We start from the raw sequence: 15,249 nt of genomic DNA on the forward strand, positions 1-15,249 counted from the left end.
CCGAACAGAGGATGTCAGCCGGCTTCGTCCGGTGTGCGGGCCTCGATGGCCAGGGCGTGGATGTCGGTCTGCATCATCTCGCCCAGGGCGGCATACACGGCCCGGTGGCGGGCCAGCGGGGCCTTGCCGATGAAGGCGTCGCTGGTGATGCGAACGGTGAAGTGACCGCGTCCGTCGCGGGCGCCTTCGTGGCCGGCGTGCTTGTGACTGTCGTCCACCACCTCCAGCGACGACGGCTGCAGGGCGGCCTGCAGCGCGTCGCGGATGCGTTCGACCCGGCTCACGGCAGGACCTTGCGGAACGGGCGCACGTCGACGCGGGCATAGACGCCGGCGGCGACATACGGGTCGGCATCGACCCAGGCCCGGGCGTCTTCCAGCGAATCGAACTCGGCGATCACGATGCTGCCGCTGAACCCGGCTGGGCCGGGATCTTCGGCATCGATCGCCGGGCACGGACCGGCCAGCAGCAGCCGGCCTTCGTCGCGCAGCGCGGTCAGCCGCGCCAGGTGCTCGGGCCGCGCGGCCAGGCGCCGGGCCAGAACGTCGGGGCCGTCATGGCCTTCAATGGCATACCACATGGTGTTCACTCCTGGGGCGAAGTCTGAATTGTACGGGCCGGCCCGCTTGCCGATGCTGGACACGGTCGGGGCCAAGGCTTACCCTGTGTTCCATTGCACGGCCGGAAGCAGCGGCCCGTCCAGGGGAAGACCGGCCACGCCGACCTCCCTGCCCCGTCGAGGGACCACCGGGACGTTCGATTCGCTGCCCCCACCCGCCCGCGCCCGACGACCTCTCGCTGTCCGCCACCGCAGTCCTGCGGTGTGCTTTGCTGGTTGCTGTAAGGGAAGCGTTCGCCCTGCGACGCATGATGATGGTTGGTGCATTGCCGGTGCCGCGCCGTCCTGCCACGTGCAGGCCCGCAGGGTGACCCGCACGATGGCTGTTACTTGATGAGCCCAGAACTCGCGTCCGACGCGAACCCACAATCCCCGTCCACGCGTCCGCAGCAGCAGGAAATGCCGCTGGCGGTGGTGCATGGCCAGCCCGTCCTGCAGATCCCGCAGGACCTGTACATCCCGCCGGACGCGCTGGAAGTCATCCTCGATGCCTTCGAGGGCCCGCTGGACCTGCTGCTGTACCTGATCCGCCGGCAGAACCTGGACATCCTGGACATCCCCGTCGCCGAGATCACCCGGCAGTACGTGGCCTACATCAATGTGATGCAGGAGCTGCGGTTCGAGCTGGCCGCCGAATACCTGCTGATGGCCGCCATCCTGGCCGAGATCAAGTCACGCATGCTGCTGCCGCGGCCGGTGAGCGAGGAAGGCGAAGAAGGCGACCCGCGCGCCGAGCTGGTCCGCCGTCTGCAGGAGTACGAGCGCTTCAAGCAGGCGGCCGAGGACCTGGACGCCCTGCCCCGCCAGGACCGCGACACCACCCCGGTGCATGCCGACGTGCCGGACCGTGCCTCGGTCAAACTGCCGCCGCCGGTCGAGCTGAAGGAAATGCTGCTGGCCCTGCACGACGTGTTGAAGCGCGCCGAGCTGTTCACCGGCCACGCCATCAAGCGCGAGGCGCTCAGCGTGCGCCAGCGGATGGGCGACGTGCTCACCCGGCTGGAGGACGGGCGGTTCCATCGCTTCGAGAGCATGTTCACCCCCGAGGAAGGCAAGCTTGGCGTGCTGGTGACCTTCCTGGCCATGCTGGAACTGGCCAAGGAGCAACTGCTCGACATCGTGCAGGAAGCTCCGCTCGCTCCCATCTACATCAAGTCGCTGGCGCTGAACAACACCAACGAACCGCTGCAGTTCTCAAGCGAATTCGACGACAGCGACGCCGCCAACGACAGCCCGTGACCGCGGCCGGGCGCCCGCCCGCCGCACTTCCGAACGACAGGACCGCATGGATCAATCGCTCATTAACCGCATCGTGGAGGCCGCCCTGCTGGCCGCCACCCAGCCGCTGACGCTGGCGCAGCTGCATGGCCTGTTCCCCGAGGACGACCCTGCGCCGGAAGGCAGCGTCGAACAGGCGCTGCAGGACTTGGCTGACGCCTGCGCCGACCGCGGCGTGGAGCTGGTCGAAGTCGCCTCCGGCTACCGCTACCAGGTCAAGGCCGACGTGCATGCCTGGGTCGCGCGCCTGTGGACCGAGCGCAAGACCAAGTACACCCGTGCCACGCTGGAAACGCTGGCACTGATCGCCTACCGCCAGCCGATCACCCGCGGCGAGATCGAACAGGTCCGCGGCGTGGCGGTCAGCAGCAACATCATCCAGGCCCTGGAAGAACGCGAATGGATCCGCGTGGTCGGCCACCGCGACGTGCCCGGCAAGCCGGCGCTGTTCGGCACCACCAAGAGCTTCCTCGACTACTTCGGCCTGAAGCGGCTGGACGAACTGCCGCCGCTGTCCGAACTCAAGGACATCGGCGAACTGGAACCGCAGCTGCCGCTGGACGGCGCCCCGTTGCCGGTCAGCATCGCCAGTGGCGATGCCGTCGACCCGCATCAGGACGACGACACGCACAACGAGAACACGCCCGTCGCGGACGATGACGGCGCCACGGACGACCAGCACCACGACACCGCGGCATCGGACGATGCCGACGACGACACCCCATCGGACGACGCTGGCGACGACACCAGCCATCACGATGAACCTCAACCCGAAGATGACGACGCCGCTGCTTCCGACCAGGAAGACCGGGCACCGTCGGAGCAGAAACAATGAGCAACACCCCTCCGAAGAAAACCTCCCTGGGCAAGCTGTCGCTGAAGCGCGGCGAAGGTGCCGAGGCAGCGGACACCCACCGCCTGGAAGAACGCCTGCACAAGGTGCTCGCGCAGGCCGGCCTGGGCTCGCGCCGTGCGCTGGAGCAGCGCATCGCCGACGGCCTGGTCAAGGTGAATGGTGAAGTCGCGCAGACCGGCATGTCGATCAAGGGCGGCGACCGCGTCGAACTGGACGGCAAGACCTTCGTCGCCAGCGCACTGACCGAACCGGCCCGCGTGCTGATCTACAACAAGCCGGAAGGCGAAGTCACCACCCGCGAAGACCCCGAAGGCCGTCCGACGATCTTTGAAGCGCTGCCCTCGCTGAAGGGTGCGCGCTGGATCGCGATCGGCCGCCTGGACATCAACACCACCGGCCTGCTGGTGCTGACCACCGACGGCGAACTCGCCAACGCGATGATGCATCCTTCGTACGAAGTAGAGCGCGAGTACGTCGTGCGCGTGCGTGCGCCGGAAGGCCAGGAAAGCGTGCCGGACAACATCGTCGACCGCCTGCGCCGCGGCGTGGCGCTGGAAGACGGCCCGGCCAAGTTCGACGAGATCGACCGCATCGGCGGCACCGATTCGCACGACTGGTTCCGCGTGGTGGTCAAGGAAGGCCGCAACCGCGAAGTGCGCCGCCTGTGGGAATCGCAGGGCTGCCAGGTCAGCCGCCTCAAGCGCGTGCGCTACGGCAAGGTCAGCCTGCCGCAGCCGCTGCTGCGCGGCCAGACGCAGGAACTGCCCGACGCGCAGGTCGAAGCGCTGCGCAAGGACCTGGGCCTGGACGTCGGCGCGCCCGCCGCCCTGACCCTGCAGCCGGTGATCGGCCAGCGCAAGGCCGCCAAGTCCACCGTGCACGTGGGCGGCGGCCGCAGCGGCAGCGCTTACGTCAACGGCCACAACAGCGCCGACGAAGGCCGCGAACTGCGCCGCTTCGACCATGTGCGTGAAGACCGCGGCCGCGGTGGTCGCGGCAAGAAGCCGCACGGCGGCCTGACCGTCAGCGGCGAACAGGCGGCCAAGCAGTCGCAGCGTCCGTTCAAGCAGCGCACGCCCAAGGGGCCGAAGCCGTTGCCGGATGGCAATCCGGCCGCGTTCCGCAGCTGGTACGTCCCGGATGGCGTGGACACCGGCCCGGCCGGTCACCGCAACGCCGGTCCCGGCGGCCCGAAGAAGCCCTACGGCGGCAAGCCGGGCGGGCGTCCGGGCGCGGGTGGCAAGCCCGGTGGCGGCGCAGGCAAGCGTGGCCCCGGCGGCGGACCGGGTGGCTTCGGTGGCGACCGCTTCGGCAACGAGCGTGGTCCCGGCTTCGGGGCAGAACGCGGTCCGCGGGGCGCCCAGGGCGCTGCCGGCAAACCGCAGCGTGCGGCGCGTCCGTACGGCCATCCCGGCAGCGCGCCGAGCTTCCCCTCCGACCATGCCAATCCCGGTTTCAGTCCTTACGGCCAGCAGCCGCGCGGCCCGCGGCCGCAGGGGCGTCCCGGTGGCGGCGGCAACCGTCCGCAGCAGGCCGGTCCGCGACCGGGCGGACGTCCTGCGGGTGGACGCGGCCCCGGCGGTCGTCCCGGCGGCGGCGGCCAGCGCGGCCCCCGTGGCGGCGGTGGCGGCCACGGTTGAAGCAACACGGAGAAGGCGCCCATCGGCGCCTTCTCGCTTTCTGCGGGTTGGTCGCGGTGACTTCATGGCGACTTCATCGCCACTCCCCGTCAGGCCTGCACGCTGCACTCCATCTTTGATGGAGCGCATGCCCGCCGATGCAGGCCCCCCGTTATGACGTGATCGTGGTGGGTGCCGGCTTCGCCGGCCTCGCCTGTGCGCACGCACTCGCCCATCGTGGTTTTCGCGCCTGCGTGATCGATCGCAAGCAGGATCTCGGCGAGCGCGTCCACACCACCGGCATCCTCGTGCAGGAAGCCTGCGACGCCCCGCTGCTGGCCGGCCTGCCGCCGGCCCTCGTGCGTGCGGTGCCCCACGTCCGCCTCTACGCGCCGAACCTGCGCAGCGTGCGGCTCGGCGCGGACGGCTACCGCTTCCTCACCACCGACACGCCGGCGCTGATGCGCTGGCTGGGCGAGCGTGGCGAGGCGTGCGGCGTGGAACTGAAGCGGGGCTGCGCGTTCCGCAACGCGGTGCGAACCTCGACGGGATGGCAGGTGGAAGGCGTCGGCCACGCCCGCTTCCTGGTCGGCGCCGATGGCGCACGCTCGCGGGTCGCGCAGCGGCTGGGACTGGGCCGGGTGAACCAGTTCCTGCACGGTGTTGAATACGAGTTCGACGGCATCGCGCTGCGCGAACCCGATGCCCTGCACTGCTTCGTCAGCAAGCGCTTCGCACCCGGCTACCTGGGCTGGGTGGCGCAGACACCGACCGGCGTGCAGGCGGGTCTGGCGCGGCGGTACCGACCGGGCAGCACGCAGGCGCCGGACATGATCGGCTTCCTGCAGCACATCGCACCGATGACGGGGCTGACGGCCACACGACGGCCGGACAGCATCCGCGCCGGCCTGATTCCGTGCGGCGGTCCGGTCCGGCCCATGCGGCGCGACGACGCGGTGCTCGTCGGCGATGCCGCCGGCATGGTGTCGCCGCTGACGGCCGGCGGCATCCATTCCGGCCTTCGCCACGGCGCGGCCATCGGGCACGGGCTGGCCCGCCACCTGTCCGGCGAAGCGGCCGCGGACGCCTCGATGGCGCCGCCGGTTCCGGGCTTCGCGTTCAAACGCCTGCTGCGCTGGGCGTTCGACCACGGACAGTTCGATGCGCCGATGGACCTGCTGCTGACGGCGCGCCCGGTACGCCGCATCGTCGAGCAACTCTGCTTCCACCAGCGCGGCGGGCGGATGCCCGCTCCAGACGGTGCGGATTGAGCACGATCAAGGCCGCCGCGCGCCGGTCGGCTACAATGACGCGTCGCTTCACTCGCCCCCATTCCCCCATGTCCTCTGCGTTCGGCACCGAGACGGTGCTCGACGTCCGTCACTGGACGGACGCCTACTTCAGCTTCACCACCACCCGCGACGACGGTTTCCGCTTCGAGAACGGCCAGTTCGTGATGATCGGGCTGGAAGTCGACGGCAAGCCGCTGCTGCGCGCCTATTCGATCGCCAGCGCCAACTGGGAAGAGCAGCTCGAGTTCTTCAGCATCAAGGTGCAGAACGGTCCGCTGACCTCGCGCCTGCAGCACATCCAGCCCGGCGACACCGTGCTGATCGGGCGCAAGCCCACCGGCACGCTGCTGATCAGCGACCTGCATCCCGGCCGCAACCTCTACCTGCTGGGCACCGGCACCGGCCTGGCGCCGTGGCTGTCCATCATCAAGGACCCGGAAACGTACGAGCGCTTCGACAAGGTCATCCTGACCCATGGCGTGCGCCATGCCGAAGACCTGGCCTACCGCGACTATTTCGAGAAGGAACTGCCGCAGCACGAGTTCCTCGGCGAGACCATCCGCGAGAAGCTGCTGTACTACCCGGCCGTCACCCGCGAGGACTTCGTCCACCAGGGCCGCCTGACCGACCTGATGGCCAGCGGCGCGATGATGGACAGCCTCGGCATCGCACCGCTGGATGCCGAGCACGACCGCGCCATGATCTGCGGCAGCCCGCAGATGCTGGCCGACTTCCGCGCCCTGCTGGATGGCCGCGGCTTCACCGCCGCGCCGCGCATCGGCACCGCCGGCCAGTACGTGTTCGAGCGCGCCTTCGTCGAGAAGTAGCGCGCGCTCGCCCCGCGGTCGCGACGGGTGCTAGGCTGCGCCCACGACGTCCTGGGGAGGACCTGCCGTGATCCGTAGCCTGTTCCTGCTGGCCGCCTTGCTGGCCGCGTCTCCTTGCGTGCAGGCGGCCGATGCCGTCAAGCAACCCGCGATCGGCGAGCTGCCGCCACCGATCACGCTGAAGGACCGCGAAGGCGATCCGGTGGACCTGGATGCGCTCAAGGGCAAGGTGGTGGTGGTGACGTTCTGGGCGTCGTGGTGCGGCCCCTGCCGGCGCGAGCTGCCGATGCTCGGCCACGTGCAGAAGCTGGTCGGGCGCGAGTACCTGGAAGTCATCGCCATCAACATGAAGGAGCCGCGCAGCGATTACCTCGGCGTGCTGCGTGCGAACAAGGACCTGGACCTGACCTTCGTGCATGACGTGCGTGGTGTGGTGACGGATCGCTACGGCGTCACCGCGCTGCCCAACATGTTCATCATCGGCCAGGATGGGTTGATCGTGCAGACGCACCGCGGCTACTCGGAGGCGGTGCTGGAGTCCTTCGCGCGGGAACTAATGGCGCTGCTGCCGGAAGAGGCGCTGCAGGGCCGCGTACCGCCGCGCAGTCCCTGACACGCCCGCCGCGCGCGTCCACGCATCCGTCCTGCGGGCGATGCTAGTCTCGCCGCCTCGATGCAGGGAGACGATGCGATGACGGCAGGCGGGCGGTGGTACGGGGCAGTGTTGGCGGTCTCTCTTGCCCTGGCGGGTTGCCTGCCTGCGATCAACCCGCATGCACCGGTGCCGCAGGCGCTCGTCCCCGCGTCCGGGACGCCTGCGCGACTCGTGGTGGTGCTGCCCGGCCGCGGCGACGATGTGCAGGCGCTGCGCGACAGCGGTATCGCGACGGCCATCCAGTCCGCATGGCCCGACGCCGACGTCGTGCTCACCGGGCTGGGCTTCGGCTACTACATGCAGGGACGCGCACCGCAACGGTTGCATGACGAAGTGATCGTGCCGGCGCGCGCCCGCGGCTACCGCGAGGTGTGGCTGATGGGTGCCTCCATGGGCGGCATGGGCACGTTGATGTACGACCGCGCGTATCCCGGCGACGCCGACGGCCTGGTGCTGCTGGCGCCCTACCTGGGCGATCGCGCGCTGGTGGACGACATCCGTACCCGCGGACTGATGCAGTGGGATGCGGGTCCGGTGCCCGCCGAGGTGAACGCCGGCAACTACCAGCGCGAGCTGTGGCGACACCTGCAGGGCTGGCGCAACGATCCGGCGCGCACGCGCTCGGTCTGGCTGGGTTACGGGGCCGACGACCGGCTGGCGGGAGCGATGCCGCCGCTCGCCGCGCTGCTGCCGGAGGACAATACGGTGGTGGTGGAAGGCGGCCACGCGTGGAAGGTGTGGTCACCCCTGGCCCGGCGCCTGCTCGCCGCCGCGGGCCCGGCGCGGCTGGACGCTCAGCGCTCGCCGTAGCGCAGCCACCGGACGGCATCGGTTTCGTCGGCAAACACGCGGGCGACGAACCCGTGCTCGTTCGCCAGCAGCCCGGCGAACTCGACTTCCGGGATCTGCTCGGCATGCTTCTCGACATACGCGATGCGGACCGCTTCCATGCCCTGCCCGCGCATCGACTGCACGAACTCCAGCAACTGCTCCGGCGGCGGCGCCACGCCTTCCATGTCGTCGACCACCAGCAGACCGAAGGGCGACAGCCGGCGCACCTCGTCGGCGATGGCCCGCCAGCAGGCCAGTGTCGTTTCCAGCGTGCCGTTGGTGCCGGTCACCCACGCGCGCAGTCCGTAGTCGGTACTGCCGAACTCGATGTGGAACACGCGCGTATCGGCACCGCTCATGGCATCCTCAGCCCAGCGCGGCGCGGATGTCGCCCGCCAGCGACTCGGGCGTGTCGGTGGGCGCATAGCGCTTGATCACCTTGCCATCGCGACCGACGAGGAACTTGCTGAAGTTCCATTTGATGGCGCTGATGCCGAGCAGCCCGCTCTTCTCCTGCTTCAGCCACGTCCACAGCGGATGCGCGCCATTGCCGTTCACTTCGACCTTGGCGAACATCGGGAACGTCACGTCGTAGTTCAGCGAGCAGAAGTTGCGGATCTCGGCCTCGTCGCCGGGCTCCTGGTGGCCGAACTGGTCGCACGGGAAACCCAGCACCACCAGCCCCTTGGGTCCGAACTCCCGCCACAGCGCTTCCAGCCCGGTGTACTGCGGGGTGAAGCCGCACTTGGATGCAACGTTGACGATCAACAGGGCCTTGCCCTGGTACTCGGACAGCGATCGCTCGCGACCGTCGAGGTCCTGCGCGGAGAAGTCGTAGGCGGTGGTCATGCGTTGGCTCCCGGAAAGCCGCTATCAGACACCTCCGGCGCGGACAGGGCAAGGCTCCCCCTGCTCCGGATGGGCAGCGTGGCGATGATCCGCTAACGTAGCCGCCAGCACCGGTCCGTGGACGCTCATGCAAACCGACGATCCCGCCAGCCATGCCAACCTCTACATCCATGTCCGCATCCTGCTGGGCATGATCGTCGGCCTGGGCCTGACCCACCTGCTGCGCCACGTGGCGCGCATCGTCGAACGCCCCCGGGCGCACCGGATCTACGGCGTGCACCTGGTCTGGGCGGGTTTCATGTTCGTCTACATGCTGCACTTCTGGTGGTGGGAATTCAGCCTCTCCCACCAGTCGCACTGGAGCTTCATGCTCTACCTGTACGTCACCTTGTACGCGCTGCTGCTCTACCTGCTGTGCGCACTGGTATTTCCCGAATCGCTGACCGAAGGAAGCGGCTACCGTGATTACTACTACGACCGACGGACCTGGTTCTTCGGACTGCTCGCGCTGATGTTCGTGGTGGATATCGGAGACACCCTTATCAAAGGCCTGGCGTATGCACAGCAGCTCGGCTCCGAGTACTGGGTACGCAATGCGCTGTACATCGCCGGGAGCCTGGTGGCCATCGCCACGCGCAGTCCGCGCTTCCATGGCACGTTCGCGGTGATGGCGCTGCTATACGAGTTGTCGTGGATCTGGCGGCGCTACGAAATCCTGACGTAGCCCTGCCCTCCTGTAGGAGCGACGTCAGTCGCGACCACATACCTGGCGCACTCCTGATCTGCTGTCGCGACTGACGTCGCTCCCACAACAGCTGCGTCAGCGTGCCGGCTGTACCTTCAGTGCCGGCGCGAACGGCCGGATGCCCAGCGCCTCGTGGATCTCCGCCGGGTAGTACGCGCGCCCGTTCTTGATGACCAGCGCCAGCTTGCGGATGTCGGCGATGTCGGTGGTCGGGTCGCCATCCACCAGTACCAGGTCGGCGCGCTTCCCGGGCGTGATGGAACCGGCGTCGTCGAGCGTGCGGCTGTACTTGGCGCCGTTCCACGTAGCCACCTGCAGTACCTGCGACGGCGTCAGCCCGGCCTGCACGTACAGTTCCAGCTCGCGCTGCAGGGTGAAGCCCGGAAGTTCGTCGGTGCCTGCCACCAGCGGCACGCCCGCTCGGTACATCCGCCCGGTGAACTCCACCAGCTTGTCGAAGCTGCGCTTGTAGCGCGCGCCGGTGGCATCGTCCGGAATATCCATTTCCGCCGCGCGCCGGCTGCGCTGCACGTCCGGCGGCAGGTGGGCGGCGACATCCGCCACGATCGGCGACAGTTGGCCCTCGCGCTGGTGCAGGAACTCGAACGTGGCCAGCGTCGGATCGACGACGACCTGCTTCTTCGCCAGTTCGGCAATGAAGTCCTGCACCGGCGCGCTATCGAAGTCCAGGCCGTCGGTCCGGTCCGCCACCAAGTAGAAGCGTGCCAGCGTGCGGGTGTCGGTGTCCGGCGTGACGAAGAAGTTCAGCATCACCTGGTTGATGTGCTGGATCTCGTCGTAACCCTGCTCCACCACGTCCTGCGCGCGCAGGAACGCCGGCACATGGCCGCTGACACGGATGCCGCGCTGATGGGCGTAGGCGGTGGTGTCGCGCAAGATCTCTTTCGGGAACGAGTTGTAGATCTTGATCTGCGGGTAGCCGTGATCGGCATACCAGTCGATGGCCCGCTTCGCACCGGCCAGATCCTCCACCACGAAGCCGCCCTGCGACGAGTGCGGACTCTTGCCCTCAATGTAACCCGCCGGGATCACCCGCGGGTGCATCAACGTGCCGTCCCTCTCCTCCGCCATCAGCTGTTGCAGCGTGGCGTTGTCGTTGCCCATGTCGCGCGCGCTGGTGATGCCCGCGGCAAGGTGCAGCCCGCCCTCCCAGCTGCCGGCATGCACATGCATGTCGTACAGGCCGGGCAACAGCACACGGTTGTCCGCGTCGACCACCTGCTGCGCCTCCACCGGCGCCGCGCCGGCCGGCGACACCGACACGATCCTGCCGTCGCGCACGACGACATCCGACGGCGCGCCCAGCACCGCCTTCTCGCTGTCGAACACGCGCGCGTTGCGGATCAGCGTGGTGCCCGGCAGCGGATGCGCCAACCGCTGCTGCAACGCGACGAGCGCTTCGCGCTCGGCGGTCTTCTGGCGCGCCTCGAGTGCGTTTGCGCTGCCCTGCCAGCCGTCCTCGATCAGTTGCAGGAACCCCGGCTGGATGTAGGCGAACAGGCGCGGCTCGGTGCCCCGCGTCACCCACACGAAGCTGGGCGTGAAGCCGATACCGGTCAACGCCAGCAGGTCGACGGTCTGCGTCTTCCCGTTGCGGGCGATGTCCATCGACGCGACCTTGCGCTGGGTCAGCGTGCCGCTCGGGACCAGCGGCAGCTTGCCGTCGGCCTGCCTGGCCAGCACCGCCAGCGCGACCGACATCGCGGCCGGGGTGCCGCCCAGCGGGGTGTAGAGCGCGGTGCCGGTGAACGTGTGCGTCCCGCTGTCGGAGGTGCTCTTCCAGGTGCCGGTGTCGCCTTCGCGGACGAACGTCTCGTCGACCGGCGCGCCGAACGTCGAGGCGCCGTTTACCTGGTAGCGCTCGAACGTGCCGTCCGCCCGCAACCGGAATTCTTCCTTCAGGTCCGGGCCGCGCCCGTTGTCCTTGAAGATGAAGTCCACCCGCGTGATGCCGTCGTCGCCGGTGACGACCGTCTGTTCGCCGGCCTGCTTGCCGCCGTCCACCAGGGCGACGTACCTCAGCGTTTCGGCTGCCAGCGCGGCGGGGGTCAGCAACAAGGCGCAGCAGAAGGCAAGGACAGGCTTCACAGGTCTCTCCGACAGAGGCGCAGGCGCCATTCTGCCGGAGCTTGGGATGCCGCCGGGCCGGCCGCCCATGCCTTTCGTCATGGGTCCGGCCTTTCCCCCTTGGGTTACCCTTGGGAATCCACCTTTGTAAGGACGTAGCGCTTCATGACCACCCGCCTCGCCATCGCGCTTGCCGCGACCCTCGGACTCGCCATGCCCGCCTACAGCCAGGCCGCCACGCCGGCCACCCAGACCGCCCAGGCGGCCAATCCCTTCTTCGCCGAAAGCCCACTGCCGCTGCACTACCCGCAGTTCGACAAGATCAAGGACAGCGACTTCGCCCCCGCCTTCGACGCCGGCATGGCCGAGCAGCTGAAGGAGATCGACGCCATCGCCAACAACCCGGCCGCGCCGACCTTCGACAACACCATCATCGCGCTGGAGAAGTCCGGCCAGGTGCTGGACCGCGCCACCACCGTGTTCTTCAACCTGGTGGGCACCGACACCAATGACGCGCGCAACAAGCTGCGCGCCGACTACTCGGCAAAGTTCGCCGCGCATGGCGATGCCATCAGCCTGAACCCGAAGCTGTTCGCCCGCATCAAGGCGCTGTACGACCAGCGCAACGCGCTGGGCCTGGACGCGCAGGGCGTGCGCCTGATCGAGCGTTACCACACCAGCTTCGTCCGCTCCGGCGCCAACCTCAACGATGCCGACAAGGCCACGCTGAAGGCGATGAATGCCGAGCTCGCCTCGCTGGGCACGAAGTTCAGCGATTTCGTGCTGAAGGAAGTCAATGCCTCGGCCATCGTGGTCGATGACGTCAAGCAGCTCGATGGCCTGACCGAGGGCCAGATCGCCACCGCCGCCGAAGCCGCCAAGAAGCGTGGCCACGAAGGCAAGTACGTGCTGACCCTGCTCAACACCACCGGCCAGCCGCCGGAGTCGCAGCTGACCAACCGCGCCCTGCGCCAGCGCCTGCACGAGGCCTCGGTGGCGCGCGGCAGCCGCGGTGGCGAGTTCGATACCACCGCGCTGGTCTCGCGCATCATGAAGCTGCGCGCCGACCGCGCGAAGCTGCTGGGCTACCCCAACCACGCCGCCTACGGCCTGGAAGACCAGACTGCGCGCACGCCGGAAGCGGTCAACGCGATGCTTGGCAAGCTGGCGCCGGCTGCCGTGGCAAACGCCAAGCGCGAAGCCGCCGACCTGCAGGCGATGATCGACCAGGAGCAGAAGGCCAAGGGCCAGCCGACCTTCGCGCTGGAACCGTGGGACTGGGCGTTCTACACCGAGAAGGTGCGCGCGGCGAAGTACAACTTCGACGAGTCGCAGCTCAAGCCGTACTTCGAGATGAAGAACGTGCTGGAGAACGGCGTGTTCTTCGCCGCCACCCAGCTGTACGGACTGACCTTTAAGGAACGCACCGACCTGCCGAAGTACCACGCCGACACCTGGACCTACGACGTGTTCAACGCCGACGGTTCGCAGCTGGCGATCTTCATCTTCGACCCGTACGCGCGCGACTCCAAGCGCGGTGGCGCCTGGATGAACTCGTACGTCTCGCAGTCGGGCCTGAGCGGCGACAAGCCGGTGGTCGCCAACCACCTGAACGTGCCGAAGCCGCCGGCCGGCGAGCCCACGCTGATGACGTGGGACGAAGTGACCACCACGTTCCACGAATTCGGCCACGCGCTGCACGGCATGTTCTCCGACGTGAAGTATCCGTACTTCAGCGGCACCAGCGTGCCGCGCGACTTCGTGGAATACCCGTCGCAGGTCAACGAGATGTGGGCCGACTGGCCGTCGATCCTGGCCAACTACGCCAAGCATCACAAGACCGGCGAAGCGATGCCGCAGGCGCTGCTGGACAAGGTGATCGCCGCGTCCAAGTTCAACCAGGGCTTCGCCACCACCGAGTACCTCGGCGCCGCGATGCTGGACCAGCGCTGGCACCAGATCACCGCCGACCAGGTGCCCGACGCCGCCGGCGTGATGAAGTTCGAGGCCGCCGCACTGACCGCCGACGGCATCAACTACGCGCCGGTGCCGCCGCGCTACAAGACGCCGTACTTCAGCCACATCATGGGCGGCTACTCGGCCGGCTACTACGCCTACATCTGGTCGGAAGTGCTGGATGCCAACAGTGTGGAGTGGTTCAAGAACAATGGCGGCCTGACCCGCAAGAACGGCGACCACTTCCGCAAGACGCTGCTGTCGCAGGGCGGCAGCCAGGACGCGATGAAGCTGTTCCGCGACTTCGCCGGCCACGATCCGAAGATCGAGCCGCTGCTGGAGAAGCGTGGCTTGACCGCACCGGAAAGCGCGCCGGCAGGCAAGCCCGTCAAGTAAGCGCCTGACGTTTCGCGGCCGTTTCCACCACGCCACCTTCGGGTGGCGTGGTGCTTTCCGGGCCACGGAAAGCCGTCGCCGGCCGCCGGGTTTTCCACAGGGCATGTGGATGACGCGTGCATCAATCTGTGGATAACCGCGTGACCGCCTTGCACGGCGGGGCTGTCAAGATCGGTGGCGAAATTTTCGCCATGCTCCGGCCCCGTGACGGCGGGCTGTACCGCCACCATCCCGGCCTGCAGGAGCGGGCCATGCCCGCGATGCCTTTCGTACATGTCCTCAAGAGCATCGCGGGCATGGCCCGCTCCTGCATGGGGGCGATGTTTGGCCTTACGCGTGGCCGAAGGCCTTGGCCAGCTTGGTGTACGCCTTGCGCTGCTCCTCGGTTTCGGCGCGCGGCGCGGTGACTTCCAGTTCCACGATCTGGTCGCCCGGCGGCGTGCCGGGCAGGCCGCGGCCGCGCAAGCGCAGCTTGCGGCCCGCGTCGGAATCGGCGGGGATCTTCAGTTCGACCTCGCCGCCCAGCGTGGGCACGCTGAGCGTCGCGCCCAACGCGGCCTGCCACGGCGTCAGGGACAGCACATGGATGATGTTGCGGCCGTCGACCTCGAACTGCGGATGCGGCGCGTATTCCACTTCCAGCAAGAGGTTGCCGCCCTGCATGCCCTGCCCGGTCAGCCGGATCACCTGGCCGGGCTTGACGCCCTTCGGCACCTTCACGTCCAGCTGCCTGTCGTTGACGTTCACGCGCACGCTGCCGCCGTCGTGCACCGCCTGCAGCGGTACGGCGAGCTTGGCGCGCGAATCGCGCGTGGGCTGCGGACCCCGTGGGCCGCCCTGCTCCGCACGCGCCCGACGGCCGAACAGGCCTTCGAAGAAATCGCTGAAGCCGCCGCTGCCGCCTCCCGCGCCGCCGAAGATCTCGTCGTAGTCGAACTCCTGCGCGCCGGGTCCGCCGCGGCCGAAATCCGGCGGCGGCCGGAACTCCTCGCCCGGCCGGTAGCCGCGCGCGCGCAACTGGTCGTAGGCCGCCCGCTTCTGCGGGTCGCGCAGCGCCTCGTAGGCCTCGTTGACGGCCTTGAACTGGTCCTCGGCGCCGGCTTCCTTGCTGACGTCCGGGTGGTACTTGCGGGCCAACCGACGGTATGCCGTCTTGATCTCGGCATCGCCAGCGGTGGGCTCGACGCCCAGTACCGCGTAATAGTCCTTGAACTGCATGGGATCTCCGCAGGATCACG

General features: G+C 68.5%; 15 protein-coding genes. 9 read left to right on the top strand and 6 right to left on the bottom strand.

The window, feature by feature from the left end; all coding sequences use genetic code 11:
• Positions 1 to 14 precede the first annotated feature (14 nt).
• Both MMG85_RS07575 and MMG85_RS07580 read right to left on the bottom strand, forming a co-directional pair.
• The gene (locus MMG85_RS07575) at positions 15 to 284 is read right to left on the bottom strand and encodes a BolA family protein (RefSeq protein WP_241045497.1); all 270 of its coding nucleotides are present in this window, start codon (positions 282 to 284) and stop codon (positions 15 to 17) included.
• Positions 281 to 580, bottom strand: a complete 300-nt coding sequence (locus tag MMG85_RS07580; protein ID WP_241045498.1) for a YciI family protein — start codon at positions 578 to 580, stop codon at positions 281 to 283. Before MMG85_RS07580 ends, MMG85_RS07575 begins: the two co-directional genes overlap by 4 nt.
• 372 nt (positions 581 to 952) lie before the next feature.
• On the opposite strand from MMG85_RS07580, the gene MMG85_RS07585 reads away from it, so the two are divergent.
• The 7 genes from MMG85_RS07585 to MMG85_RS07615 all read left to right on the top strand — a co-directional run bounded on the left by MMG85_RS07585 (position 953) and on the right by MMG85_RS07615 (position 7,956).
• A complete protein-coding gene (locus MMG85_RS07585) occupies positions 953 to 1,858 on the top strand; it encodes a ScpA family protein (protein ID WP_241045499.1) in 906 nt (301 codons plus the stop codon).
• Between the two features lie 46 nt (positions 1,859 to 1,904).
• A complete protein-coding gene (gene scpB / locus MMG85_RS07590) occupies positions 1,905 to 2,732 on the top strand; it encodes an SMC-Scp complex subunit ScpB (protein WP_241045500.1) in 828 nt (275 codons plus the stop codon).
• Positions 2,729 to 4,393, top strand: a complete 1,665-nt coding sequence (locus MMG85_RS07595) for a pseudouridine synthase (protein WP_241045501.1) — start codon at positions 2,729 to 2,731, stop codon at positions 4,391 to 4,393. Before scpB ends, MMG85_RS07595 begins: the two co-directional genes overlap by 4 nt.
• Before the next feature lie 137 nt (positions 4,394 to 4,530).
• Entirely contained in the window at positions 4,531 to 5,643 is a 1,113-nt protein-coding gene (locus MMG85_RS07600) for an NAD(P)/FAD-dependent oxidoreductase (RefSeq protein ID WP_241045502.1), read from the top strand.
• A gap of 68 nt (positions 5,644 to 5,711) precedes the next feature.
• Positions 5,712 to 6,491: a ferredoxin--NADP reductase gene (locus MMG85_RS07605; RefSeq protein WP_241045503.1), complete on the top strand. Its 780-nt coding sequence runs from the start codon at positions 5,712 to 5,714 to the stop codon at positions 6,489 to 6,491.
• Between the two features lie 67 nt (positions 6,492 to 6,558).
• Positions 6,559 to 7,104: a TlpA disulfide reductase family protein gene (locus tag MMG85_RS07610; protein WP_241045504.1), complete on the top strand. Its 546-nt coding sequence runs from the start codon at positions 6,559 to 6,561 to the stop codon at positions 7,102 to 7,104.
• 111 nt (positions 7,105 to 7,215) lie between these two features.
• Positions 7,216 to 7,956: an alpha/beta hydrolase gene (locus MMG85_RS07615; protein WP_241045505.1), complete on the top strand. Its 741-nt coding sequence runs from the start codon at positions 7,216 to 7,218 to the stop codon at positions 7,954 to 7,956.
• Here the strand turns inward: MMG85_RS07615 and MMG85_RS07620 are convergent.
• Entirely contained in the window at positions 7,941 to 8,336 is a 396-nt protein-coding gene (locus MMG85_RS07620; protein WP_241045506.1) for a hypothetical protein, read from the bottom strand. The genes MMG85_RS07615 and MMG85_RS07620 overlap by 16 nt on opposite strands.
• Before the next feature lie 7 nt (positions 8,337 to 8,343).
• Entirely contained in the window at positions 8,344 to 8,826 is a 483-nt protein-coding gene (locus tag MMG85_RS07625; protein WP_241045507.1) for a glutathione peroxidase, read from the bottom strand.
• A 127-nt stretch (positions 8,827 to 8,953) separates the two neighbouring features.
• On the opposite strand from MMG85_RS07625, the gene MMG85_RS07630 reads away from it, so the two are divergent.
• Positions 8,954 to 9,550, top strand: a complete 597-nt coding sequence (locus MMG85_RS07630) for a hypothetical protein (protein ID WP_241045508.1) — start codon at positions 8,954 to 8,956, stop codon at positions 9,548 to 9,550.
• Positions 9,551 to 9,646: 96 nt separating this feature from the next.
• Here the strand turns inward: MMG85_RS07630 and MMG85_RS07635 are convergent, their stop codons facing one another.
• Positions 9,647 to 11,680 (bottom strand): amidohydrolase family protein, encoded by a 2,034-nt coding sequence (locus tag MMG85_RS07635; protein WP_241045509.1) that lies wholly within the window; start codon positions 11,678 to 11,680, stop codon positions 9,647 to 9,649.
• A gap of 144 nt (positions 11,681 to 11,824) precedes the next feature.
• Here MMG85_RS07635 and MMG85_RS07640 point away from each other — a divergent pair, with 144 nt between their 5' ends.
• On the top strand, positions 11,825 to 14,011 hold the full coding sequence (locus MMG85_RS07640; RefSeq protein ID WP_241045510.1) for a M3 family metallopeptidase: 2,187 nt from the start codon (positions 11,825 to 11,827) through the stop codon (positions 14,009 to 14,011).
• 330 nt (positions 14,012 to 14,341) lie between these two features.
• Here the strand turns inward: MMG85_RS07640 and MMG85_RS07645 are convergent, their stop codons facing one another.
• On the bottom strand, positions 14,342 to 15,229 hold the full coding sequence (locus MMG85_RS07645; protein WP_241045511.1) for a DnaJ C-terminal domain-containing protein: 888 nt from the start codon (positions 15,227 to 15,229) through the stop codon (positions 14,342 to 14,344).
• Positions 15,230 to 15,249 lie beyond the last annotated feature (20 nt).

This window comes from Pseudoxanthomonas sp. LH2527 (assembly GCF_022539275.1).
In the GTDB taxonomy this organism is placed as follows: domain Bacteria; phylum Pseudomonadota; class Gammaproteobacteria; order Xanthomonadales; family Xanthomonadaceae; genus Pseudoxanthomonas_A.